The following is a 23,198-nucleotide window of genomic DNA, read 5'->3' as shown; positions in this document are numbered from 1 at the left end:
GCGCGGCGGCGGCGGGCCAGCGGGAAGGCCCGGACGAGACGGCCGGGACCGTCCTCACCCACGAGCATCGTCATGACGGGACCTCCTCGCGCACGGCTCCGGGCGCGTTCGGGGTTCGTGACGGGCGCACCCCCGCATCCTCCCACGACCCGCGCCCACCGCCCGGTGGCACTCGCCGCGGGCCGGCGCCGCGGCCGGGGCCTCAGTCGGTGCCGGCGAGGACCTGCTGCGGCACCCGCAGCCGCCGCGCGGGCGAGGAGGCCGCCCAGTCCACCACCGGCCAGCGCGAGGCGCGCGCCACCCGGAACAGGGAGACGTCCGGGGAGACCGCCGTGGGGTTGCCCACCGCCTTCAGCAGCGGCAGGTCCGGGTGGGAGTCGGCGTAGGCGAAGCTCGCGGTCAGGTCCGCGCCCTCCACCTCCGCGTAGCGGCGCAGCCACGCCGCGCGCGACTCGCCCACCAGCGGCGGGGAGGTCAGGAAGCCCGTGGCGCGCCGGTGCCCGTCCGGGCCGGTCTCCTCCTGCAGGTCCGTGCACACCACCTCGTCGAACAGCCCCGCCAGCGGGCGCGCCACCAGGCGCACGTCGCCCGTCATGAGGACCGTGCGGTGCCCGGCGTCGCGGTGCGCCTGGATGCGCCGCAGCGCGTCGGCGGAGACCTGCTGCAGGAAGCGCGGCGCGAACACGTCGTCCACGTGCGCCTCCAGCGCGTCCAGGTCGGCGCCGGCGTAGCCGCGGAACAGCGAGCGCAGGAAGCTGCCGCGGTCGCGGCGCTCGGCGGCGATCCACCCCGGCAGGTGCCGCACCACGCGCGCGAACTCCGCCACCCGCGCGGGCGCGTCCAGCTGCGACAGCCGCAGCACGAGGTAGGTGTCGACCACCGTGCCCGGCAGCAGCGTGCCGGCCAGGTCGAACACCGCCAGCACCGGCGCGCCGCCGGCGGCCACCGGCCTCAGCGGGCGCGGGCCCGAGGCGGCCTCGGCGGCCCGGCGGCGCCGGCGGATCTCCTCGTACTTGCGCATCTGCCCGGTGACGCTGGGGCAGTGGGTGTCGCGCCAGTACGCCTTCCAGTCCACCACCGCGGTGTCGAAGCCCCACAGCTCCACGTCGGCGGGGTCCAGCGAGCGGTGCAGCGCCAGGGTGTTGTCGTCCACGAAGCGCAGCTCGGCCTCGGTGTACGCCTTGTACAGGTCCATGTACCGGCGGGCGAACTCCACCTGCCGGCGCGCGGCGTCCAGCGAGCGGGAGGCCCGGCGCACCCGCTCCGAGCGCGGGGCCAGCATCAGCGCGCGGTTGCCCACGGCGGTGAGCACCTCCCCGGCGCGGACCTTGCGCTCCACCCTGTTCTGCCCCGGGAACCGCCAGGTCGGCATGACCTCGGGGGAGGAGTCGAAGGGGTGCTCGGTGAAGTAGGCGCGCACGTGCTCGTACAGCTCCCGGAACGTGATCGGGTTCCGGGCGCCGGAGGAGACGTGGTAGTACGCCGGCTGCGACAGCGGCGGCGGCGTCGCGGCGGCCTTGAGGATCGCGTTGACCACGTGGTCGATGGGCACCACGTCGAGCACGGAGTCGGGGGCGGCGGGGAACTCCGTCAGCTCGCCCTTGCCGTAGGCGAGGATGATCGGCTCGGCCATCTTGAAGCCCTCGATCCAGCCCGGGTGCGGGTGGACCAGCGCCGACTCCACGATGCTGGGGCGCAGGACGGTGGTGGGCACCACCGGGGCGGCGACCTCCTCCACGAACCGCTCGCCCATCGCCTTGGTGAACGTGTAGCAGTCCGTCCAGCCCAGGGTGCGCGCGCGCTCCTTGCCGGCGGCCTTCTGCTGCTCGGCCACCCACTCCACGCGGCGGCGCTCGGCGTCGGCGGCCACCGTCAGCGGCCCGGCGCGGCCGTGGTCGCGCTCGGCGGCGCGCAGGAACTCGCGCAGCTGGGCGTCCAGGCGGGAGTCCTCCTCGATCCGCGCGGCCAGCCGCAGGCCCGACTCCAGCTCGGTGCGCCAGTCCACCTCGTGCTCCACGGCCCGCTCGGGCACCGCGCCGCGGCGGCGGCCGCCGACGTAGGCGGTGGACACGTGCACGTAGTGGGTGGGCCGCTCGGGGCGGGAGGCGGCCAGCACGCGCTCCACCAGCGACCGGGTGCCCAGCACGTTGGTGGTGAAGGCGTCCTGGATCAGCGGGTCGAAGGAGACGTCGCCGGCGCAGTGCACCACGACGTCGAGGTCGCCGGGCAGCTCCGGCACCTGCGCCAGGTCGCCCTCCAGGACGCTCACGCGCGTCTTCAGCAGGTCGTCGGGGTCGCCGGCCGCCGAGAAGATCCCCTTCCGCAGCAGCGAGCGCATGCGGTCCTCACCGCTCTGCCCCGGCTTGGGCCGCACCAGCGCGACCACGGTCGTCCCCGGCAGGTCCACCAGGACCCGCTGCAGCAGCGCCTCGCCGATGAAGCCGGTCACACCGGTCAGGAGGAGGCGCTTGCCGTCGAGCTGCTCAGCCAATCGCACCGGGCGATCCTGCCACGACCGCGGGGGCGCCCCCGACGCCGCGGACCCGTCCGGCGCACCCCGGGCGCTGCTCCGGACGGGGGACGCGCCCGCCGCTCAAGCCGCGCACCGTGCTGCCGATGCCTAGCAGGGCGCAGCCCAGCAGGGGAGCTGCCGAGCGAGGGGATCACCATGGCGAGCGCGACGAGCACCTCGCGCCCGGGCGGGACGGCGGTGCGGCCGACCGGTCAGGAGCGCACGTTCGGGGCGGACGAGCTCATCGTCTCCAAGACCGACACCCGCGGGATCATCACCTACGCCAACGACGTCTTCTGCCGCGTGGGCGCCTACGAGCTGCACGAGGTCATCGGGCAGCCGCACAACCTCATCCGGCACCCCGAGATGCCCCGCGCCGTCTTCAAGCTGCTGTGGGACACCGTCGGCGCCGGCAGGGAGCTGTTCGCCTACGTCAACAACCTCGCCGCCGACGGCGCCAACTACTGGGTGCTGGCGCACGTCACCCCCTCCTTCGGGCAGGGCGGCAAGATCGTGGGCTACCACTCCAGCCGCCGCCGCCCCGCCACCGCCGGCGTGGAGGCCGTCAAGCCGCTGTACCGCGAGCTGCTGGCCGAGGAGTCGCGCGCCGGCTCCGGCCGCGCCGCCGCCGAGGCCGGCACCGCCCTGCTGAACCGGCGCCTGGCCGAGCGCGGCGTCGACTACGACCAGTTCGTCTGGTCCCTGATCCCCGACGCGGAGGCCTGAGATGAGCACCACCGGCAAGCGCGGCCCCTTCGGCCGCTCCCGCTCCACCGGCGCCGACGCCGACGAGCTGGCCCTGTACAGGGCCGTGGCCGAGCAGGTCGCCCGCGTCTGCGAGGCCGCCGCCGCGGGCGACTCCGAGGCCCGCGTGGCGCCCGTGCCCGGCTCCGCGCAGGTGCCGCAGCTGGCCGCCCTGGTCCAGGGCGTCAACCGCTCCCTGGACGTCTCCGACGCCTTCGTCCGCGAGGCCGGCGCGGTCCTCAGCTCCGCCGCCGAGGGCCGCTACCACCGCCGCCTGCTGCCCGGCGGCCTGCGCGGCGCCTACCGCGGCGCGGCCGCCGGCATCGACGGCGGGCGCGCCAGCATGCAGCGCGCCGCGCAGAGCATCGCCGCCGCCGCCGACTCGCGCCTGGTGCTCGCCGACACCTTCGAGGCCGACGTCCTCGGCGTCGCCGAGCAGGTCGCCACCGCCTCCACCGAGCTCAGCGCCTCCGCGCAGGGCCTGTCCACGGCGGCCTCGGCCGCCAGCGTCGAGGCCGACCAGGCGTCGGTGACCGTGCAGGCGCTCACCACGGCCTCGGAGGAGATCCAGCAGGTCGTCTCGGTGATCAACAGCATCGCCGACCAGACCCGCCTGCTCGCCCTGAACGCGACCATCGAGTCCGCCCGCGCCGGCGAGGCCGGGCGCGGCTTCGCCGTCGTGGCCGCCGAGGTCAAGGAGCTGGCCGACCAGACCGGCCGCGCCACCGAGCGGGTCTCGCAGCAGGTGGCCAGCATCCGCGCCCAGGCCCAGGGCGCCGTGCAGGCGATCACCGGCATCAGCTCCACCGTGGCCGAGATGAACGGCCTGGTGGACGGCGTGCGCGCGGCCGTGGACGGCGGCGGCAGCTGGGGCGGGGCGCAGGACGTCACGGGCCTGTCCCGCCTGGCCGAGGAGCTGCGCACCAAGATCGACGGCTTCCTCTCCGGCCTGCGCGGCTGAGGCGTCGCCGGTCCCGCCCCGCGGGGCGGGGCGGGACCGGCCGGGCGCGCCGAGGTGACAGGACCTGCACCTGCGGTGATGATCGGGCCGAACCAGCCGGACGTCCCGCGAGGAGGCGGTCGTGTCCACTGCCGTGCCCAGCCCGCAGAGCACCAGCAGCCGCAGGAGGCCGAGCGCGCGCTCGGTGCTCGTGTGGACCCTGGTGGCCCTCGCCGGCGCCACCGCCTGGACGGTCCTCGCGCTCGCGCGCGGGGAGTCCGTCAGCGCGCTGTGGATCCTGTTCGCCGCGCTGGCCTCGTACGCCATCGCCTACCGCTTCTACGCCCGGTTCATCACCTACCGGGTGCTGCGCGCCGACGACGCGCGCGCCACCCCCGCCGAGCGCCTGCACAACGGCGTGGACTACGAGGTCACCGACCGGCGGGTGCTCTTCGGGCACCACTTCGCCGCCATCGCCGGCGCCGGGCCGCTGGTCGGCCCCGTGCTCGCCGCGCAGATGGGCTACCTGCCCGGCACGGTCTGGATCGTCGCCGGCGTGGTCTTCGCCGGGGCCGTGCAGGACCTGACGGTGCTGTTCTTCTCGATGCGCCGCGACGGCAAGAGCCTGGGGCAGATGGTGCGCGAGGAGATCGGCCCGGTCGGCGGCGCCGCCGCCCTGGTCGCCGTGTTCGCCATCATGATCATCATCCTGGCGGTGCTGGCGCTCATCGTCGTCAACGCCCTCGCCGAGTCGCCCTGGGGCGTGTTCTCCATCGCCCTGACCATCCCCATCGCCCTCTTCATGGGCCTGTACCTGCGCTACCTGCGCCCCGGGCGCGTCCTGGAGGCCACCGGCATCGGCGTCGTGCTGCTGCTGGCCGCCATCGTCGGCGGCGGCTACGTCGAGCAGCTCGGCCTGGCCGGCAGCCTGACGCTGAGCAAGGAGACCCTCGTGCTCGCCCTCGTGGCGTACGGGTTCGTCGCCTCCGTGCTGCCGGTGTGGCTGCTGCTGACCCCGCGCGACTACCTCTCGACCTTCATGAAGGTCGGCGTCATCGTCCTGCTGGCCGTCAGCCTGCTCATCGCCCGGCCCGTGCTGGCCAACGACGCCGTGACCTCCTTCGCCCGCGAGGGGAACGGGCCCGTCTTCGCCGGCTCGCTGTTCCCGTTCGTCTTCATCACCATCGCCTGCGGCGCCCTGTCCGGCTTCCACGCCCTCATCGCCTCGGGCACCACCCCGAAGATGGTCGCCAAGGAGCGCCAGGTCCGCCTCATCGGCTACGGCGGCATGCTCATGGAGAGCTTCGTCGCCGTCAGCGCCCTCATCGCCGCCTCCGTCATCGACCAGGGCGTGTACTTCGCGATGAACTCCCCGGCCGGCGCCACCGGCGGCACCGCCGAGTCCGCCTCGCAGTTCCTCGCCGGCATCGGCATCACCACCCCGCCGGAGACCCTCACCGCCACCTCGCAGGCCGTGGAGGAGGAGATCATCTCCCGCACCGGCGGGGCGCCCACCCTCGCGCTGGGCATCTCGCAGATCTTCCACAGCGCCTTCGGCGGCGGCCTGCAGGCGTTCTGGTACCACTTCGCGATCATGTTCGAGGCGCTGTTCATCCTCACCGCCGTCGACGCCGGCACCCGCGTGGGCCGCTTCATGCTCCAGGACACGATCGGCAACGTCTGGAAGCGCTTCGGGGACCTGTCCTGGCGGCCCGGCAACCTCCTGGCCAGCGCCGCCGTCGTGGCCGCGTGGGGCTACTTCCTCTACGCGGGCGTCACCGACCCCCTCGGCGGCGTCAACCAGCTCTTCCCGCTGTTCGGCATCGCCAACCAGCTCCTGGCCGCCATCGCCCTCACCCTGGTCACCACGCTGCTGGTCAAGCACGGCCGCGCCCGCTACGCCTGGGTGCCCGGCGTGCCGCTGGCCTGGGACCTCGTGGTCACCATGACGGCCAGCTGGCAGAAGGTGTTCTCCGACAACCCCGCCATCGGCTACTTCGCCCAGGCCGACCTCTACCGCGAGGCCCGCGACGCCGGCCGGCTGCTCGGGGCCGCGCAGGACGCCGGGCAGATGCAGCAGGTCGTCACCAACTCCACCGTCAACGGCGTCCTGCAGTCCGTCTTCGCGCTGCTCGTCGTCGTCGTGGCCGTCAACGCCGCCGTCGTCGTCGCCCGCGCCCTGCGCGCCGGGTCGCTGCCCACCACCGAGGTGCCCGCGGTGCCCTCGCGCCTGCACGAGCCGGCCGGGCTGTTCGCCACCGCCGAGGAGAAGCGCGGTGCCGCCCTCGCCGGCCGCGAGGAGGCGCTGCGGTGAGCCGCGCGCCGGCCCGGGCGCCGGGCGCGGCGCTGCGCGGGGCGTGGGGGAGCGCGCTGCGCGGGCTGCGCTGGTGCGCGCGCCAGGTCGACGGCACCGACCGCTGGGAGGAGCACCTGCGCGAGTGCGCCGAGCACGGCCACCGGCCCCCCACCCGCCGCGAGTTCGAGCGCCGGCGCGCCGACGCCCGCGCCGGCGCCGTCTCCTCCCGCTGCTGCTGAGCGCGCCGGCGGGCGGCTGCGAGGATCGCGCCGTGGTGGAGATGGGGGCCGACGAGTTCGAGGGCGCCGTCGCCGACGCCCTCGACGCGATCCCCGAGGAGCTGGCGCGGGCGATGGACAACGTCGTCGTCCTCGTCGAGGACGACCCGCCCGAGGGGTTCCCGCCCGACCTGCTCGGGCTGTACGAGGGCACCCCCCTCACCGAGCGCGGCACCTGGTGGGCCGCCGGCGCCCTGCCGGACCGCATCACGGTCTTCCGCCGCCCCACCCTGGCCGCCTGCCGCGACCGCGCCGAGGTCGTCGAGGAGGTGCGCGTCACCGTCGTGCACGAGGTCGCCCACCACTTCGGCATCGACGACGAGCGCCTGCACGAGCTCGGCTGGGCCTGAGGACCCGCCCGCCACCCGGACGGGTCAGCGCTTGCTCCGATCCGGGCGAGTCGCGCCCCGGCGGTCCGGTCCGCCCCGCCGCGCGCCGATGACCTGGAGCGGAACACGCCCAGCACGACGCCCGAGGAGAACGATGAAGACCGTCCTGGCCATCGACACGATCAAGCCGATCGGTGTCCGGGAGCTCAACGGCTTCCTGACCGGCATCGCCGCCGCGGTGCCCGGCTGCTTCGTCTCCCAGGGCCCCAGCACCCGCGGCCGGCTGACCGTGACGATCCTGGCCCCGACGGCGGTGCCCCTGGAGGTCGCCGAGCAGGTCCTGGACACGCTGCCGCACCTGTGCGAGTCCATCACGGGGCTGTCCCTGCACGACCCGGTCCGCCGGTCGGCGCCCGCGCCGCTGGGCTGAGCCCGGCGCTCCCGCGGCTCAGCCGGTGACGGCGGCGCCGGCCGGTGCGCCCAGCGACACCTGGGCGGCGCTGAGCGGGCGGGCGTACAGGTACCCCTGCGCCAGGTCGCAGTTCAGCGCGCGCAGGGCGCCGGCCTGCTGCTCGGTCTCCACGCCCTCGGCGATGACGTCCAGGCCCAGGCTGCGGGCCAGCTCCACGATCGTGGCCACCAGGGTGGTGGCCGAGCCGCCGCCGGCGAGGTCGCTGACGAAGGAGCGGTCGATCTTGACGATGTCCACGGGCAGGCGGCGCAGGTACGACAGGCTGGAGTAGCCGGTGCCGAAGTCGTCGATGGCGATGCGCGCGCCGAGCTCGCGCAGCTTCTGCAGGCGCGCGGCGGTGCACGTGAAGTCGTCGACGAGCAGGCTCTCGGTGATCTCCAGGGTGAGCTGCTCCGGCGGCAGGCCGGAGGCGCGCAGGGCGTCGGCGACCACGTCGACGACCGCGTCGTCGGCGACCTGCACGGCGGAGAGGTTCACCCCGATGGTCACCGGGTGCCCGCGCTCGCGGGACCACCGCGCGGCCTGCTCGGTGGCCGTGCGCAGCACCCACGCGCCGATCTCCACGATCGCGCCGGTGCTCTCGGCGATGGGCACGAACTCCAGCGGCGGCACCATGCCGCGGCGCGGGTGGCGCCAGCGCAGCAGCGCCTCGAAGCCCTCCGTGGCGCCGCCGTCCAGCTCCACGGTGGCCTGGTAGTGCACCTCCAGCTCGCCGCGCTCCACGACGCCGTGCAGGTCCTCCAGCAGGTGCGCGCGGTCGGCCGCGGCCTGCCCCATCGCCTCGGCGTAGGTGACGGCGCGGTCGCCGCCGCGGGCCTTGGCCTGCTGCACCGCCAGCTCGGCGTTGCGCAGCAGCTGGCGGGTGGTGCCGCCGCCGTCGTGCCCGCCGTCGGGCCCGCCGTCGTGCCCGCCGTCGTGCGCGCCGGCGTCCGCGCCGGTGGCGGTGAGGGCGGCGGTGAGGGTGGCGGTGTCGGCGACGCCCGCGCTGGCCTGCAGGGTCAGCTCGTGCCCGTGCACGGCGATCGGCTCGCGCACCACGGCCAGGAACCGCTCGGCGGCCCCGGTGGCGTCGGCGCCGGTGGCGCCGGCGAGCACGACGGCGAACTCGTCGCCCTCCAGGCGCCCCACGCGGTCGCCGGCGCGGGCGCCGGCGCGCAGCCGCTGCGCGACGGTGCGCAGGACCTCGTCGCCGGCGGCGGTGCCGCGCACGTCGTTGACGCTCTTGAAGCCGTCCAGGTCCAGCAGCACCACGGCGGTGGGGGCGCCCTGGGCCAGGGCCCGCTCGATGACCTCGCCGAGCTGGGTGCGGTTGGCCAGGCCGGTGAGGGCGTCGTGCAGGCCCTGCTGCTCGTTCAGGCGCCAGGAGGCCAGGTGGGCGCCGCTGGCGGCCAGGACGAAGCCGGCGTGCACGAGCGTCCAGCGCCACGGGTCCTCCACGGCGCCGTGGTGCGCGTAGACGCTGTGGGGCAGCAGGGTGCCCAGCACCCCGTGGTGGAGCACGACGATGCCGAGCCCCACCCCGAACGGCACCCAGTCCTGGTAGAGGGCGACGACGCCGACCATGACGAAGAAGTGGAAGTGCGCCTCGATCAGCCCGCCGGTGAGGTCCACGAGGACGGCGGAGGCGGCGAACAGGCTGGCGGTGGCGGCGGCGGAGGTGCCCGCGCGCCCGAACCGGCGCGGCAGGGCGGCGGGCACGGGCGCGAGCACCAGCGCGACGAGCCCGAGGACGTGGGCGGTGGAGTGCCCCAGCGCCAGCCCGAGCGGCACCAGGGCGGCGGCCTGCACCAGGGCGATGACGAGGACGGCGTGGTGGCGCCGCGCCCACACCGCGGGCGGCAGGCGGCGCCCCTCGGGCAGCAGCGCCCCCGCCGCGGCCCGCACGGCCCGGCGCGTCGTCCCGGTCCACGTCACGGGTGCCTGCATCGACCGGGGGGCGCGCCAGCTTGAACCCGCCCCACCCGCGTGGCGGAATCGGCCGTCGGCGCGCGGGGTTGAAGAGCGCGTGATGATCGACCTCCTGGGTTTCGAGATGGCCCGAGCGGCGTTCGAGCAGCGCCGCTTCACCGACGCGGTCTCCGGGCTCGAACCGCTGCTGGAGCGCAACCCCGACGACCGTGCCCTGCGGGAGCTCCTGGCACGTTCCTACTTCGGGGCGGCGATGCTCGGCAAGGCGGAGGAGCAGGCGCGCGAGCTGGTGCGCCGCGCCCCCGCGGACGGGTACGCGCACCTGCTGCTGGCGCGCAGCCTGGAGCGGCAGAGCCGCACCTCCGAGGCGCGCGGGCACCGCGTCATGGCGCACGTGCTGGGCGCCGACGCCTGACCCCGCGGTCCCCGCCGGCGCGCCGGCGGGGACCGCGGGCCTCAGACCAGGGGCACCAGGTCGCGCACGGAGTCCACGACGCGGTGGGGGCGGAACGGGTAGCGCTCCACCTGCTCGGCGCGCGTGGAGCCGGTGAGCACCAGGAAGGTGCGCAGGCCCGCCTCGATGCCGGCGACGACGTCGGTGTCCATGCGGTCGCCGACCATGGCGGTGGTCTCCGAGTGCGCGGCGATGCGGTTCATCGCCGAGCGGAACATCATCGGGTTCGGCTTGCCGACGAAGTAGGGCTCGGCGCCGGTGGCGCGGGTGATCAGCGCCGCCACCGAGCCGGTGGCCGGCAGCGGCCCCTCGGCCGAGGGGCCGGTGGCGTCGGGGTTGGTGGCGATGAACCGCGCCCCGCCCTCGATGAGCCGGATGGCCCGCGTGATCGCCTCGAAGGAGTAGGTGCGCGTCTCGCCGAGCACCACGTAGTCCGGGGCGGTGTCGGTGAGGATGAACCCGGCCTCGTGCAGGGCGGTGGTCAGCCCGGACTCGCCGATGACGTAGGCGGAGCCGTCCGGCTTCTGCCGGGACAGGAAGTCCGCGGTGGCCATCGCGGAGGTCCAGATGCACTCCTCGGGCACGGTGATGCCGCTGCGCGCGAGGCGGGCGGCCAGGTCCCGCGGCGTGAAGATCGAGTTGTTCGTCAGCACGAGGAAGCGCCGGCCGGTGTCCTGCAGGCGCTGCAGGAACTCCGCCGCGCCGGGCAGGGCCCGCTCCTCGTGGACGAGCACGCCGTCCATGTCGGTCAGCCAGCACTCGATGCCGGTGTCGGTGGTGCCGTCGAAGCCGGTGCCCGTGCCGGGCCCCGGGCCCGCCGCGCCGGCCGCGCCCGTCTCGTCCTGCTCGTCCGCGCCCGCGCCCGCGCCGGCCTGCTGCCGCGCCACCGGCTCAGCCGTCCAGGCCGGCGAGCACGGCGGCGGTGCCGGACAGGCCCAGCCGGGTGGCGCCGGCGTCGAGCATCGCCAGCGCGGTGGTGGTGTCGCGGATGCCGCCGCTGGCCTTGACGCCCAGGCGGCCGCCGACGGTGGCGGCCATCAGCTGCACGGCGTGCACGGTCGCGCCGCCGGTGGCGTGGAAGCCGGTGGAGGTCTTCACGAAGTCGGCGCCGGCGGCCTCCGCGGCGCGGCACACCTCCACGAGCACGTCGTCGGGCAGCGCCGCGGACTCCACGATGACCTTCAGCACGCCGGGGGCGGGCACGGCGGCGCGCACGGCGGCGACGTCCTCGCGCACGGCGTCGAACTCGCCGGCCAGCGCCGCGCCGACGTCGATGACCATGTCGACCTCGTCGGCGCCGTCGCGCACGGCGGCCCGCGCCTCGGCGGCCTTGAGCGCGCTGGTGTGCTTGCCGGAGGGGAAGCCGCACACGGTGGCGACGACGAGGCCCTCCACCGCGTCGCCGCGGGCGACGGAGAGCATCGAGGGGGACACGCAGATCGCCAGCACGCCGAGCTCTCGGGCGTCCGCGCACAGCGCGAGGACGTCCGCGCGGGTCGCCTCCGGCTTGAGCAGGGTGTGGTCGACCAGGCGGGCCACGTCGTGGCGGGTCCGGCCGGTGGGGGTGCCGGTGGGAGTGGTCACGCGGCGAGTGTGCCACCGGCGGCGCCGCGGGTCCGCCCCGCCGTCAGCGCGCGGGCAGGACGCCGCCGCGGGCGCCGGGGTCTCACCGGTCCACCCCGCCGGCGGGGCGCGGCGACCGGCCCGCCGCGGTGGGCCGCGGCCGGGGGCGGCGCAGCTCGGGGGCGACCACCAGGCGGTCGCGCCCGCCGGTCTCGGCGGCGTCCAGCGCCTCGCTCCACGCGGCGGTGGCGGCCTTGAGCAGCTCGTCGCCGGCCTGGTGCCCGCGCGAGTCGTCGAAGGCCTTGAAGCGGTCCAGGTCCACCAGCGCCACGTGCAGGCCCTCGCCGCTGCGGGCGGCGGCGGCGCAGGCCCGGGAGAGCTCGTGGTCCCCGGTGCGGCGGTTGGCGGCGCCGGTCGGCGGGCTCCTTCTCGCCCAGGCGCGGCGCGGAGCCGCTGCACGCGGCCAGCGCGTAGAGGACGTAGAACGACAGCCACAGCGCGTCGACCCGCACCGGCGTCGCGTCGCCGCCGGTGACGAGCTGCTGGACGTTGTCGGCGACGTCGGCGACCACGGTGCAGGCGGTGCCGGCGGCCAGCAGCCGGAACGCGGTGGTGCGCGCGCCGGGTCCGGTGACCATGCGCGCCAGCAGGTACACCCGGACCACGTCGGCCACCGGGTACACCGTGCTGACCACGCGGGCCGCCAGCGGCCGGCTGCTGTCGGTGGCCGCGGGCAGCACCACGAACACCCCGGAGAGCACGGCGGCGCTGAGGGTGACGATGCAGGCGTCCAGCAGGTTGCCGCGGTGCTGACCGCCCCCGCGGCGGCGGTCCAGGCCCAGCAGGCCCACGGTGACGGGCACGTACGCGGCCAGGTGGACCGCGTCGGCGGGCGTGGGCCAGGCCCCGTCGCCGCGCGGGTCCAGGACGGCGAAGAGCACCTCCCCGCACAGGTACAGCACCAGCGCCAGCAGCAGCCAGCGCCACGGGCGGCGCCGGTGGGCGGTGCGCGGCCGGACCGGGCGCGTCGGGGCCGCGGGTTAGGCTCGTGCCCGTGGTGAGCATCCCTGGCCTGAGCCCCGTGCTGGACCGTCCGGCCCCCGCGCCGGCGGGCGGCACCTCCCGCGCGACCGCCCGGCTGACGGGCTGGGGGCGCACCGCGCCCACCACGGCCACGGTGCTGCGCACGCAGGACCTCGACGTCATCGCCGAGGCCGTGCGCACCGCCGGCCCGCGCGGGGTCATCGCCCGCGGCCTGGGCCGCAGCTACGGCGACCCCGCCCAGAACGCCGGCGGCCTGGTGATCGACATGACGGCGCTGGACCGCATCCACGACATCGACGTGGACGCCGCCGTCGCCGACGTCGACGCCGGCTGCTCGCTGGACAAGCTGCTGCGCGCGGTCGTCCCGCACGGGCTGTGGGTGCCGGTGCTGCCGGGCACCCGCCAGGTCACCGTCGGCGGCGCCATCGGCGCCGACATCCACGGCGGCAACCACCACACCCAGGGCACCTTCACCCGCCACGTGCTCTCCCTGGACCTGCTCACCGCCGACGGGCAGGTGCGCACCCTGACCCCGCACGGCCCGGACCGCGAGCTGTTCCTGGCCACCACCGGCGGCATGGGCCTGACCGGCGTGGTGCTGCGCGCGAAGATCCGCCTGGACCGGGTGGAGACCTCGTACTTCATCGCCGACGTCGAGCAGGCGCCCGACTTCGACGACATGCTCGAGCGCCTGACGAAGAACGACGAGAACTACACGTACTCCAAGACGTGGTTCGACTCCGTCACCAAGGGCGAGCACATGGGCCGCGGCTTCCTGCTGCGCGGCTCCTCCGCGAAGCTGGAGGACCTGCCCGCCAAGCTGCGCAAGGACCCGCTGAAGTTCGACGCCCCGCAGTACGCGAAGTTCCCCGACGTCTTCCCGCCGGGGATGCTGAACCGGCTCACGGCCAAGGCGCTCAACGAGTTCTACTACCGCAAGGCCCACACCCAGCAGGGCGTGGTGCAGAACATCACGCAGTTCTACCACCTGCTCGACCTGTTCGCGGACTGGAACCGGGCCTACGGCCCGCACGGCTTCCTGCAGTACCAGTTCGTCGTCCCGATGGACCGCACCGACGTGCTGCGCGCCAGCATGGAGGCCATCGTGCAGTCCGGGCACATCTCGGCCCTGAACGTCCTCAAGCGCTTCGGCGAGGGCAACGACGCCCCGCTGTCCTTCCCGCGCAAGGGCTGGACGCTCGCGGTGGACCTGCCGGTCAAGCCCGGTCTGGACCGCCTGTGCGACCAGCTCGACGAGATGGTGCTGGACGCCGGCGGCCGCCTGTACCTGGCCAAGGACTCGCGCACCACCCCCGAGCGCTTCGCGCAGATGTACCCGGACCTGCCCGCCTGGCGGAAGGTCCGCGACGCGGTCGACCCGGAGCGCAAGTTCGCCTCCGACCAGTCCCGCCGCCTGCAGCTGGTCACCGGCTGAGGCCGCGCCCGTGAGCGCCACCGCCCCCACCGCCGCCCTGAAGGAGTGGGGCGCGGTGGCGCACGCCCTGCTGCAGGGCCGCCAGGCGCTGCTGCTGCGCAAGGGCGGCGTGCACGAGAAGCGCTTCAGCGTCGGCGCCTCCCGCTTCGTGCTCTTCCCCACCGTCGCGCACAGCCACGCGGGGTCGGTGCGCCCCGAGCACCGCGACCTGCTGGCCCCGGGCGCCGCGGACGCCGCGCAGGCCGACGGCGAGGAGCTGACCGTGCGCGCGGGGGCCGAGGTCGTGGCCGTGGTGCCCGTCGCGCGCCCGCAGCGGGTGGAGGAGCTGGAGGACCTGCACGTGTGGACCTCCGCCTCGGTGCGCTCCTCGCGGGTGGACTTCCGCCCGCGCCACCAGCTGACCGCCCTGGTGGTGCGCGCCGTGGAGCTGCCCGCGCCGGTGCGCCTGCCGCGCCGCCCCGAGCACCGCAGGTGCACCAGCTGGGTGGAGCTGGACGTGCCCTGGCCGGCCGGCGCCGGGCGCGTGGTGCACGACGACGAGCACCTGGCGGTGGTCGAGGCCGCCGTGCGCGAGCGCGTCGGCTGACCCGCCCGCCGCGCGCCCGCCGCGGCGCTGCGCACTACTGTCGGCCCGGCCCCGCCGAGCCGGCGGGGCGCTGCGGTCACGACGGGGTGGTGGGGATGGGCGAGGAGACCGGCGCGTTCGGCGCCGAGGTCGCGGCGGTGCGGGCCGGGGCGGACCCGGCCGAGCGGGCGGCGGCCCTGCACGAGCGGCTCACCGAGGACGAGCGACTCGGCCTGCTCGACGGCGACACGCCGTTCTGGGAGGGCATCGGCGAGATGCTCGACGGCGGCTACAACACCAGCCCCCTGCCGCACGGCGCGGTGGCGCGCCTGGGGATCCCCGGCACCCGCTTCGTCGACGGCCCGCGCGGCTGCGTCGCCGGGCACGGCACCGCCTTCCCCGTCTCCATGGCCCGCGGCGCCACCTGGGACACCGCGCTGGAGGAGCGCGTGGGCGAGGCGATCGGCCGCGAGCTGCGCGCGCAGGGCGGCAACTTCTTCGGCGGCGTGTGCGTGAACCTGCCGCGCCACCCGGCGTGGGGGCGCGTCCAGGAGACCTACGGCGACGACCCGCACCATCTGGGGGAGTTCGGCGCGGCGCTGACGCGCGGGGTGCAGCGGCACGCGATGGCCTGCGTGAAGCACTACGCGCTGAACTCCATGGAGAACGCCCGATTCCAGGTCGACGTCCGCGTCGACGAGGACGTGCTGCACGAGGTGTACCTGCCGCACTTCGAGCGGGCCGCCGCCGAGGGCGTCGCCGCCGTCATGAGCGCCTACAACTCCGTCAACGGCGAGTGGGCCGGGCAGAACCGCTACCTGCTCACCGAGGTGCTGCGCGAGCAGTGGGGCTGGGAGGGCGTCACGGTCAGCGACTTCATCTGGGGCCTGCGCGACGCCGCCGCGAGCCTGGAGGCGGGCCTGGACCTGGAGGAGCCCTTCGTCCAGCAGCGCGCGCAGCACCTGCGCGCCCAGCTGGCGGCGGGGCAGACCTCCTGGGAGGCGGTGCGCCGCTCCGGGGTGCGCCTGCTGGCCGCGCAGCTGCGCTCGTACGCCGTGCGCAGCGAGCCGGACCCGGGCCCGGAGGTGATGGCCTGCGACGAGCACCGCGCCCTGGCGCGCGAGGTCGCTGCGCGGGCGGTGGTGCTGCTGAAGAACGAGCCCGTCGAGGGTGCGCCCGTCCTGCCCCTGGACCCGGCCGCGGTGCGGCGCATCGCGCTGGTCGGGCGGCTGGCGACGGCGCCGAACACCGGCGACCTGGGCTCCTCCAACGTGCGCCCGCCGAGCGTGGCGACCCCGCTGGACGGCCTGCGCGCGGCGTTCCCGGACGCGCAGGTCACCCTCGTGGAGCAGGACGACCCGGCGGCCGCGGCGGAGGCGGCGCGCGCGGCGGACGTGGCGGTCGTCGTCGTCGGCTTCGACGAGCAGGACGAGGGCGAGTACGTCGGCGGGGACGCGATGAGCGACCCGACGCTGACGGCGCTGTACCCCCCGCACCCGGCGGGCGGCGGCGCGGGCGCCCCGCAGGGGGCCGTCATGACCGCCGGCTTCGGCGGCGACCGCACCTCCCTGCGGCTGCGCCCGGTGGACGAGGAGGTCGTGCGCGCCGTGGCCGCGGCCAACCCGCGCACCGTGGTGAGCGTGGTGGCCGCCGGCGCCGTCGTCGGCGAGGCCTGGCGCCACGACGTGCCCGCGATCGTGCTGGCGTGGTACGCGGGCATGGAGGGCGGGCACGCCCTGGCCGACGTGCTCACCGGCGCGCGCGAGCCCTCCGGGCGCATGCCGTACGCGGTGCCCACCAGCGAGGAGCACCTGCCGCCCTTCGACGAGGACGCCCGCACCGTCACCTACGACCGCTGGCACGGCCAGCGGCTGCTGGACCGCCTGGGCGTGCCGGCCGCCTACCCGCACGGCTTCGGCCTGTCCTACACGACGTTCGCGATCGAGGACGCCTCCGCCGCCGCGGACCCGGACGGGCGGGTGCTCGTGCGGGCCCGCGTGCGCAACACCGGCGGGCGCGACGGCCGGCACGTGGTGCAGGTGTACGGCCGGCGCACCGACGGCGGGCGGCCGGGGGAGACGACCGTCGTGGGGTTCGCGCCCGTCGCCGTGCCCGCCGGCGCGGCGGTCGAGGTGGAGGTGCCCGTGGCCCTGCGGGCGCTGGGCGCCTGGGACGCCCGGGCGCGCCGGCTGGTGCCGCCCGCGGCCGCCGACGTCGTCCTGGAGGTCGGCGCGCACGCCCACGACCCGGCCGCCGCGGTGCTCACCCTCGCCTGAGGACCGCCTGCTGAGGGCCGGCGCGGGGGACCGGCGCGGCCGCGCTCACGCCCCGACCGTGGACTCGCGCACCACCAGGCGCGTGGGCATCACGGTCGTGCCGGGGGCGCGGCGGCCGGCGACGGCCTCCAGCAGCAGCTCCCCGGCGCGCCGGCCCATCGCCTCTAGCCCGAGCGCGACGGTCGTCAGCGGCGGGCGGGAGGCCAGGGCGATGACGTCCCAGTCGTCGAAGCCGACGACGGCCACGTCCTGCGGCACGCGCCGGCCGGCGTCGCGCAGCCCGTCGCACACGCCGCGGGCGATCTGGTCGCTGCCGCAGGTGATGGCGTCGACGTCGGGGTGGCGGCGCAGCAGCAGGTCCGCGGCCAGCCGGCCCCACCGCTCGCTCCAGTCCCCGTGCAGCGGCTCGTCGACCAGGTGCGCGCCGGCCTCGGCGGCCGCGGCGTCGCGGCGCACGACGGCGGCGTGGTGGTCGGCCGGGCCGGTCACGTGCGCCACGCGCCGCCGGCCGAGGTCCAGCACGTGCCGCACGGCGGCGGCGGCCCCGCCGGCCTGGTCCACGACGAGGCTGGTGTCGGCTCGGTCCTGCGAGGGGGTGAAGGCGTACACGACGGGCACGCGCCCGGCGGCGGCCACCGGCGGGCGCGGTTCGGTGCGCCGGCCGGTGATGATGATGCCGTCCACGCGGCGGGCCAGCAGGGTGCGCAGGTAGTGCTGCTCGCGCAGGGGGTCGTCGCGGCTGTCGCACAGCAGCACGACCATCTCCCCGGCGCCCAGGGTGTTCTCCGCGCCGAGCATGACGGGGATGGAGAAGCGCCCGAAGCTGTCGGTGGTGATGAGCCCGACGGTGTAGCTGCGGCCGCTGGACAGCGCCCGGCCCAGGGAGTCGGGGGTGAAGCCGAGCTGCTCGGCGGCGCGGCGCACGCGCTCGCGGGTCTCGGGGCGCAGCTGGCCGGTGCCGTTGAGGGCCTTGGAGGCGGTGCCGGGGGAGACGCCGGCCAGCGCGGCGACGTCGACGATCCGCGCCGGAACGCTCGTTTCCGTCATGCCGCGCCTCCTCCTCGTCGCCGGCACCTGCGGCCCGCGGGCTGGGGAAAGGACTGTACCGCCCTTGACGGGCGGGGGTGCGGCTCGTAGCGTCCACCGCAGAAAACGTGTGCCGCCGTTTCCGAGGGGAGCGGCGGGACGGCGGATCGACTCGACGGAGAGCAGATGACCACCACCGCGTCCCCCACCAGCGCCGCCGTCGCCCCGGCCGCGCCCACCAGCGCCGCCGCGGTGGCGCTGCGCCCGGTGCCCACCGGCGCCTCGCGCATCACCGCCGGCTTCTGGCACGAGCGCCAGGAGGCCAACCGCCGCCAGGCGATCCGCACCGGCTACGAGAAGCTCCAGACCGCCGGCAACCTGCAGAACCTGCGCATCGCCGCGGGCACCGCCACCGGCGAGGTGCGCGGGCCGATCTTCATGGACTCCGACGTCTACAAGTGGCTCGAGGCCGCCGGCTGGGAGTACGGGCGCGGGGCCGACGCCGAGGTGCTCGGCTGGATCCGCGAGGTCACCGAGGTCGTCGCCGCCGCGCAGGCCGAGGACGGCTACCTGGACTCCGTGCAGCAGGTGCGCGGGCGCGGCGAGCGCTACGTGGACCTGCCCTGGAGCCACGAGCACTACTGCGCCGGGCACCTGTTCCAGGCCGCCGTGGCCGTGCACCGCACCACCGGCGAGACCGGCCTGCTCGACGTCGCCGTCAAGCTCGCCGACCACCTCGTCGCCACCTTCGGCCCCGGCCGCATCGAGGAGGTCGACGGGCACCCGGTCGTCGAGATGGGCCTGGTGGAGCTGTACCGCGAGACCGGCACCCGCGAGTACCTGGACCTGGCCCGCTGGTTCGTCGACGCGCGCGGGCACGGCATCATCGAGACCAAGCACGGCAAGCAGCCCACGTACTTCTCCGACCGCGTGCCGGTGCGCGAGGCGACCAGCCCCGAGGGGCACGCGGTGCGCGCGGTCTACCTCACCGCCGGCGCCGCCGACGTCGCCGCCGAGACCGCCGACGGCGAGCTGCTGACCGCCCTGGCCCGGCAGTGGGAGGGGATGCTCGCCTCCAAGACCTACGTCACCGGCGGCATCGGCTCGCGCTGGGACTGGGAGCAGTTCGGCGACCACCACGAGCTCTCGCCCGACCGCGCCTACGCCGAGACCTGCGCGGCCATCGGCAGCGTCCAGTGGAGCTGGCGCATGCTGCTGGCCACCGGCGAGGCCCGCTACGCCGACCTCGTCGAGCGCACCCTCTACAACGCCTTCCTGCCCGGCGTCTCGCTGGCCGGCACCGAGTACTTCTACGTCAACCCCCTGCAGCTGCGCCACGGCGCGCACGCCGAGGAGGAGCGCAGCGCCGCGCACGGGCGCCGGGCGTGGTTCGACTGCGCCTGCTGCCCGCCGAACATCATGCGCACCCTCTCCAGCCTGGACGCCTACGTCGCCACCAGCTCCGCGGCCGGCGTCCAGCTGCACCAGTTCGCCACCGGCACCGTCCAGGCCGGCGGCGCCCGGCTGCGCGTCGCGACGGACTACCCCTGGGACGGCGCCGTGCGCGTGGAGGTCGCCGACCCCGGCACCGGGGCGTGGGAGCTGGCGCTGCGGGTTCCGGCGTGGGCCGAGGGCGCCACCGCCACCGTCGCCGGCGAGGCCGTCGAGGTGCGCGCGGGCGAGTACCTGCGCCTGCACCGCACCTGGAGCGCCGGGGACGTCGTGGAGCTGACGCTGCCGATGGGCGTGCGCGTGGTGGAGGCCGACCCGCGCGTGGACGCCGTGCGCGGCTGCGTCGCCGTCGAGCGCGGCCCGCTGGTGTACGCCCTGGAGCAGACCGACCTGCCCGAGGGCCTCGTCGCCGACGACGTGCGCGTGCGCGTCGCGGAGCTGCGCGGCGCGCCGGCCGAGCACCGCCCCGAGCTGCTGGAGGGCGTCACCGTCCTGCAGCTGCCGGTGCACGCCGCCGTGCACGCCGACGAGGTGCCCCTGTACCGCCCGGCCGGCGACGAGCCCGCCCCGCAGGCCGCCGAGGAGGTCCTCACCGTCCCGGCGGTGCCGTACTACGCCTGGGCCAACCGCGACCTGGGCGCCATGCGCGTCTGGCTGCCGCGGGCCTGACCCCGCGCCGAACCCCAGCGACCCCGAGGAGATGCGATGAGGCTTTCCCGCAGGCGCGTGCTGGGCCTGGCCGGCCTGGCCGGCACCGGTGCGCTGCTGCCCTCGTGCGCCTCGAACCTCCCCGAAGCCGACGTCACGGCGGCCGGCTTCGGGGAGGACGCCACGGGCACGGTGCGGCTGTGGTGCCGCGCCGCCACCGTGACGGGCGTGCGGCAGGTCGTCGACGCGTTCAACGCCTCGCAGGAGGCCGTGCGCGTCGAGGTCACCCCCGTCCTGGACGCGCAGTACGTCACCAAGCTGGCCACGGCCATCCGCGGCGGCAACGTCCCCGACATCGTGGACATCGACGACATCAACTCGATGCTCTTCATCTACCGGGACTCCTTCACCGACCTGACCCCGCTGGTCGACGGGCTCGACTACGTCGACGCCCTCAACCCCGGCCAGCTCGGGCTGGCCACCCGCGACGGGCGCCGCTACGGCGTGCCCTACATCGCCGACAACTCCGCGCTGTTCTACAACACCGAGCTCTTCGAGCGCGCCGGCATCGACCCCCTGCAGGCCACGGGCAGCATCGACGGGATGCTCGAGGCCGCCCGCGCCATCGGCGGCCTGGACGAGCAGACCTACGGCTGGTCGATCGAGGGCAACTCCCCGGGCATCCAGGGGTTCGTGGTGCAGCCGCACCTGTGGGCGGCCGACCAGCCGAACATCGTCGGCGAGGTCGGCTCCCAGCGGGGCGCCATCGCCGGCAACGACGCGGTGCGCCGCACGTTCGAGTTCTACCGGACCATGTGGGAGGAGGGGCTCATGCCGCAGGCCAACTACTCCGGCGACGGCGCCCGCTGGGGAGCGGACTTCCGGGAGGGCCGGGTCGGCATGATCCCGGCGAACTACTCCGTCGCGGTCCTCAGCGCCCCGGAGGAGGCCCGGGCCCGCACCGGGGTCGTGCTGCTGCCCGGCCCCGACGGCGGACGCGCCACCTTCGCCGGCGGGGACAACCTCTGCATCCCGCGCGGGGCGCCGAACGCCTCCGGGGCGTGGCAGTTCGCCAGGTTCGCCCTCGACCTGCCGCAGCAGGCCAACCTGCCGGCCGGCGGCTACACGCCCGTGCGCTCCGACGCGGCCACCCCCGAGTACCGCTCGACGTTCCCGCTGGCGGTCGCCCCGCTGGACGGCATCGAGGAGGCCTACGCACCCGTGACCCTCGCCTACAACCTGCTGTTCAACCAGGCGGACTCCCCGTGGGGCACCGCGTTCCGCCGGGCCGTCTTCGACGGCGACCTCGACGGGGCGCTGGAGCAGGGCCAGGAGGACTTCGACCGCATCCTCGAGCAGGCGCAGCTGTGAGCGCCGTGGCGGACCGCGCCGCCGCGCGCACGGACCGGGCCCCGCAGCGGCCCCGCAGGCAGCAGTCCCTCACCCACCCCGCGCGCACCGGCGTCCTGCTGACGCTGCCCGCCCTGGCCTTCGTCGTCGTGTTCGTGCTCGTGCCGCTCGTCTTCGCGGTCTACATGTCCTTCACGAACTGGCCGCTCATCGGCTCCTACGACGTCATCGGGTTCTCCAACTACGTGGCGGTCGCGCAGGACCCGGTGTTCTGGAAGTCGGTGGGCTACACCGTCCTGTACACCGCGATCATCACGCTGCCGATCCTCGTGGTCGGCTACGCCCTGGCGCTGGTGGTCCGCAGCAGCCGGCGCGGCGCCACGCTGTTCCGGACGATCTTCTTCCTGCCCTACGTCATCGGCCTGACCACCCTGAGCTTCCTGCTCGTGCTGGAGGCTCAACCCGGCTCCGGCGCGGTCAACATCGTCTTGCAGCAGCTGGGGATCACCGACGGCACGACGGCCTGGCTGGTCGACGGGCCCCTGGCGACCGGGCTCATCATCGTGATGATCGTCTGGGCGGTGTCCGGGCTGACGATGGTGCTCCTCATGGGCGGCATGCAGGGCATCCCGCGCGAGGTCCACGAGTCCGCCGAGATGGACGGCGCGAGCTGGTGGCAGCGCGAGCGCAGCATCACCCTGCCCATGCTGCGCCGGACGATCGCGATGAGCCTGGTCATCTCCGTCATCGGCTCGCTGCTGGCCTTCACCCAGTTCTACGTCCTCACCCGCGGCGGGCCGGGCACCGACACCCAGACCGTCGTCATGTACGTGTACCAGCGCGGGTTCGTGCAGCTGCAGCTCGGCGCCGCCTCGGCGCTGTCGATCGTGCTGGTGCTCGTCATCGGCCTGGTCACCGCCGCCCAGTTCCGCCTGCTGCGCGAGAAGGATTGAGGAGCAGCCGTGTCCACCACCGTGCCCACCGAGCTCGCCACCGCCCCCGCCACCGCGCCGCAGCGCCGGACCCGACCCGGCGCAGGCGCCGACCGCGCCCGCGCCGAGAGCCGCACCAAGGTCGTCCTCTACGTCGTCGGCGGGGTGCTGGCCTCGCTGGTGTTCCTCGTCCCGCTGCTGTGGTCGATCCTGCGCTCCTTCCAGAGCAACGACGCCATCGTCTCCAGCACGCCCACCTGGTCGGCGCTGACGCAGCTCAGCCTGGACAACTTCAGGGCCCTGTTCACCGGCGACGCCGACATCGCCCGTGCCGTCGGCAACAGCCTCGTCGTCTCCACCGCCACCGCCCTGCTCACCGCGCTCCTGGCCACGCTGGCCGGCTACGGCTTCGGCCGGTTCTCCTTCCGGGGCCGCAACACCCTGTTCGGCGTCGTCGTCGTGACGATGATGGTCCCCTTCCAGGCGATCATCACCCCGCTGTACCTGCAGATGAACGCGATGGGGCTCACCGACTCCCGGCTGGGGCTGGTGCTCTTCTACTCCACGGTCAACCTGCCGTTCGGCGTGTTCGTCATGCGCAACGCCTTCGAGACGATCCCGGCCGAGATCGAGGACTCCGCCCACGTCGACGGCGCCGGCACGTTCCGCACCCTGGTCTCGGTGCTGCGGCCCATGCTCGTGCCCGGCATCGCCACCAGCGCCCTGTACGCCTTCCTCGCCAGCTGGACCGAGTTCCTCGGGGCCCTGACCTTCCTCACCGACGACCGCAAGTACACCCTGCCGCTGTCGCTGGTGAACCTGCAGGCCGGCGCCTACGGGTCGGTGAACTTCGGTTACCTCGTCGCCGGCGCGGTCGTGGCGATGATCCCCTGCGTGGTCCTCTACGTCGCCCTGCAGCGCTTCTACGTCGCCGGCCTGGCCTCCGGCGCCGTCAAGGGCTGAGCCCCCACCCC

General features: G+C 75.3%; 20 protein-coding genes and 1 pseudogene. 15 read left to right on the top strand and 6 right to left on the bottom strand.

What is annotated here, in order from left to right:
• Positions 1-202 precede the first annotated feature (202 nt).
• Positions 203-2,497, bottom strand: coding sequence for an SDR family oxidoreductase (locus GTR00_RS01625; RefSeq protein ID WP_166609913.1), 2,295 nt, complete (start codon positions 2,495-2,497; stop codon positions 203-205).
• Positions 2,498-2,668: 171 nt separating this feature from the next.
• Here GTR00_RS01625 and GTR00_RS01620 point away from each other — a divergent pair, with 171 nt between their 5' ends.
• The 6 genes from GTR00_RS01620 (at position 2,669) to GTR00_RS01595 (ending at position 7,529) form a co-directional block, all read left to right on the top strand.
• Positions 2,669-3,238, top strand: a complete 570-nt coding sequence (locus GTR00_RS01620) for a PAS domain-containing protein (protein ID WP_166609912.1) — start codon at positions 2,669-2,671, stop codon at positions 3,236-3,238.
• A gap of 1 nt (position 3,239) precedes the next feature.
• Entirely contained in the window at positions 3,240-4,217 is a 978-nt protein-coding gene (locus GTR00_RS24695; protein ID WP_166609911.1) for a methyl-accepting chemotaxis protein, read from the top strand.
• A gap of 121 nt (positions 4,218-4,338) precedes the next feature.
• Positions 4,339-6,510 (top strand): carbon starvation CstA family protein, encoded by a 2,172-nt coding sequence (locus tag GTR00_RS01610; RefSeq protein WP_166609910.1) that lies wholly within the window; start codon positions 4,339-4,341, stop codon positions 6,508-6,510.
• On the top strand, positions 6,507-6,731 hold the full coding sequence (locus GTR00_RS01605) for a CstA-like transporter-associated (seleno)protein (RefSeq protein ID WP_166609909.1): 225 nt from the start codon (positions 6,507-6,509) through the stop codon (positions 6,729-6,731). The genes GTR00_RS01610 and GTR00_RS01605 overlap by 4 nt, the downstream gene beginning before the upstream one ends.
• A 41-nt stretch (positions 6,732-6,772) precedes the next feature.
• Complete coding sequence (locus GTR00_RS01600; protein ID WP_166609919.1) at positions 6,773-7,120, top strand: metallopeptidase family protein; 348 nt, start codon at positions 6,773-6,775, stop codon at positions 7,118-7,120.
• A 133-nt stretch (positions 7,121-7,253) separates the two neighbouring features.
• Positions 7,254-7,529, top strand: a complete 276-nt coding sequence (locus GTR00_RS01595; RefSeq protein WP_166609908.1) for a hypothetical protein — start codon at positions 7,254-7,256, stop codon at positions 7,527-7,529.
• Between the two features lie 18 nt (positions 7,530-7,547).
• Here the strand turns inward: GTR00_RS01595 and GTR00_RS01590 are convergent, their stop codons facing one another.
• Positions 7,548-9,485, bottom strand: a complete 1,938-nt coding sequence (locus GTR00_RS01590) for a putative bifunctional diguanylate cyclase/phosphodiesterase (protein ID WP_323132133.1) — start codon at positions 9,483-9,485, stop codon at positions 7,548-7,550.
• A 94-nt stretch (positions 9,486-9,579) separates the two neighbouring features.
• Here GTR00_RS01590 and GTR00_RS01585 point away from each other — a divergent pair, with 94 nt between their 5' ends.
• Positions 9,580-9,894: a tetratricopeptide repeat protein gene (locus GTR00_RS01585; protein ID WP_166609906.1), complete on the top strand. Its 315-nt coding sequence runs from the start codon at positions 9,580-9,582 to the stop codon at positions 9,892-9,894.
• Positions 9,895-9,935: 41 nt separating this feature from the next.
• Here the strand turns inward: GTR00_RS01585 and GTR00_RS01580 are convergent, their stop codons facing one another.
• The 3 genes and pseudogenes from GTR00_RS01580 to GTR00_RS01570 all read right to left on the bottom strand — a co-directional run.
• Positions 9,936-10,676, bottom strand: a complete 741-nt coding sequence (locus GTR00_RS01580) for an HAD-IIA family hydrolase (protein WP_166609918.1) — start codon at positions 10,674-10,676, stop codon at positions 9,936-9,938.
• Positions 10,677-10,824: 148 nt separating this feature from the next.
• On the bottom strand, positions 10,825-11,517 hold the full coding sequence (gene deoC, locus GTR00_RS01575; RefSeq protein ID WP_323132131.1) for a deoxyribose-phosphate aldolase: 693 nt from the start codon (positions 11,515-11,517) through the stop codon (positions 10,825-10,827).
• An 82-nt stretch (positions 11,518-11,599) separates the two neighbouring features.
• Positions 11,600-11,908 (bottom strand): annotated as a pseudogene (locus tag GTR00_RS01570) (diguanylate cyclase domain-containing protein); the annotation flags it as partial.
• A 224-nt stretch (positions 11,909-12,132) separates the two neighbouring features.
• On the opposite strand from GTR00_RS01570, the gene GTR00_RS01565 reads away from it, so the two are divergent.
• The 4 genes from GTR00_RS01565 (at position 12,133) to GTR00_RS01550 (ending at position 16,816) form a co-directional block, all read left to right on the top strand.
• On the top strand, positions 12,133-12,309 hold the full coding sequence (locus GTR00_RS01565) for a hypothetical protein (protein ID WP_166609900.1): 177 nt from the start codon (positions 12,133-12,135) through the stop codon (positions 12,307-12,309).
• 259 nt (positions 12,310-12,568) lie between these two features.
• Complete coding sequence (locus tag GTR00_RS01560) at positions 12,569-13,975, top strand: FAD-binding oxidoreductase (RefSeq protein ID WP_276609879.1); 1,407 nt, start codon at positions 12,569-12,571, stop codon at positions 13,973-13,975.
• A 10-nt stretch (positions 13,976-13,985) separates the two neighbouring features.
• Positions 13,986-14,561: a DUF1802 family protein gene (locus GTR00_RS01555; RefSeq protein ID WP_166609905.1), complete on the top strand. Its 576-nt coding sequence runs from the start codon at positions 13,986-13,988 to the stop codon at positions 14,559-14,561.
• 95 nt (positions 14,562-14,656) lie between these two features.
• On the top strand, positions 14,657-16,816 hold the full coding sequence (locus GTR00_RS01550; RefSeq protein WP_166609904.1) for a glycoside hydrolase family 3 protein: 2,160 nt from the start codon (positions 14,657-14,659) through the stop codon (positions 16,814-16,816).
• 45 nt (positions 16,817-16,861) lie between these two features.
• Here GTR00_RS01550 and GTR00_RS01545 read toward each other — a convergent pair whose 3' ends face one another.
• Positions 16,862-17,863, bottom strand: a complete 1,002-nt coding sequence (locus GTR00_RS01545; RefSeq protein WP_166609903.1) for a LacI family DNA-binding transcriptional regulator — start codon at positions 17,861-17,863, stop codon at positions 16,862-16,864.
• 165 nt (positions 17,864-18,028) lie between these two features.
• Between GTR00_RS01545 and GTR00_RS01540 the strand changes: the two genes are divergently transcribed.
• Genes GTR00_RS01540 through GTR00_RS25410 form a run of 4 tightly spaced genes read left to right on the top strand, consistent with a single transcriptional unit; the run spans position 18,029 to position 23,187 of the window.
• Positions 18,029-19,963, top strand: coding sequence for a glycoside hydrolase family 127 protein (locus GTR00_RS01540; RefSeq protein ID WP_166609902.1), 1,935 nt, complete (start codon positions 18,029-18,031; stop codon positions 19,961-19,963).
• Between the two features lie 36 nt (positions 19,964-19,999).
• Positions 20,000-21,313: an ABC transporter substrate-binding protein gene (locus tag GTR00_RS01535; RefSeq protein ID WP_166609901.1), complete on the top strand. Its 1,314-nt coding sequence runs from the start codon at positions 20,000-20,002 to the stop codon at positions 21,311-21,313.
• Positions 21,310-22,245 (top strand): carbohydrate ABC transporter permease, encoded by a 936-nt coding sequence (locus tag GTR00_RS01530; RefSeq protein ID WP_323132129.1) that lies wholly within the window; start codon positions 21,310-21,312, stop codon positions 22,243-22,245. The genes GTR00_RS01535 and GTR00_RS01530 overlap by 4 nt, the downstream gene beginning before the upstream one ends.
• A 9-nt stretch (positions 22,246-22,254) precedes the next feature.
• Positions 22,255-23,187 (top strand): carbohydrate ABC transporter permease, encoded by a 933-nt coding sequence (locus tag GTR00_RS25410; protein WP_323132128.1) that lies wholly within the window; start codon positions 22,255-22,257, stop codon positions 23,185-23,187.
• Positions 23,188-23,198 lie beyond the last annotated feature (11 nt).

It is taken from the genome of Kineococcus indalonis, assembly GCF_009906395.1.
Taxonomy (GTDB): domain Bacteria; phylum Actinomycetota; class Actinomycetes; order Actinomycetales; family Kineococcaceae; genus Kineococcus; species Kineococcus indalonis.
Note: the sequence above shows the minus strand (reverse complement) of the source record. Positions and strands in the feature narration are given on the sequence as shown.

Excerpts from the sequence above, each read along its gene's own strand:
- GTR00_RS01620 (WP_166609912.1), top strand. The coding sequence starts at position 2,669 with ATGGCGAGCGCGACGAGCACCTCGCGCCCGGGCGGGACGGCGGTGCGG.
- GTR00_RS24695 (WP_166609911.1), top strand. The coding sequence starts at position 3,240 with ATGAGCACCACCGGCAAGCGCGGCCCCTTCGGCCGCTCCCGCTCCACC.
- GTR00_RS01600 (WP_166609919.1), top strand. The coding sequence starts at position 6,773 with ATGGGGGCCGACGAGTTCGAGGGCGCCGTCGCCGACGCCCTCGACGCG.
- GTR00_RS01595 (WP_166609908.1), top strand. The coding sequence starts at position 7,254 with ATGAAGACCGTCCTGGCCATCGACACGATCAAGCCGATCGGTGTCCGG.
- GTR00_RS01585 (WP_166609906.1), top strand. The coding sequence starts at position 9,580 with ATGATCGACCTCCTGGGTTTCGAGATGGCCCGAGCGGCGTTCGAGCAG.
- GTR00_RS01580 (WP_166609918.1), bottom strand. The coding sequence starts at position 10,676 with ATGGACGGCGTGCTCGTCCACGAGGAGCGGGCCCTGCCCGGCGCGGCG.
- GTR00_RS01565 (WP_166609900.1), top strand. The coding sequence starts at position 12,133 with ATGCGCGCCAGCAGGTACACCCGGACCACGTCGGCCACCGGGTACACC.
- GTR00_RS01550 (WP_166609904.1), top strand. The coding sequence starts at position 14,657 with ATGGGCGAGGAGACCGGCGCGTTCGGCGCCGAGGTCGCGGCGGTGCGG.
- GTR00_RS01545 (WP_166609903.1), bottom strand. The coding sequence starts at position 17,863 with ATGACGGAAACGAGCGTTCCGGCGCGGATCGTCGACGTCGCCGCGCTG.
- GTR00_RS01540 (WP_166609902.1), top strand. The coding sequence starts at position 18,029 with ATGACCACCACCGCGTCCCCCACCAGCGCCGCCGTCGCCCCGGCCGCG.
- GTR00_RS01535 (WP_166609901.1), top strand. The coding sequence starts at position 20,000 with ATGAGGCTTTCCCGCAGGCGCGTGCTGGGCCTGGCCGGCCTGGCCGGC.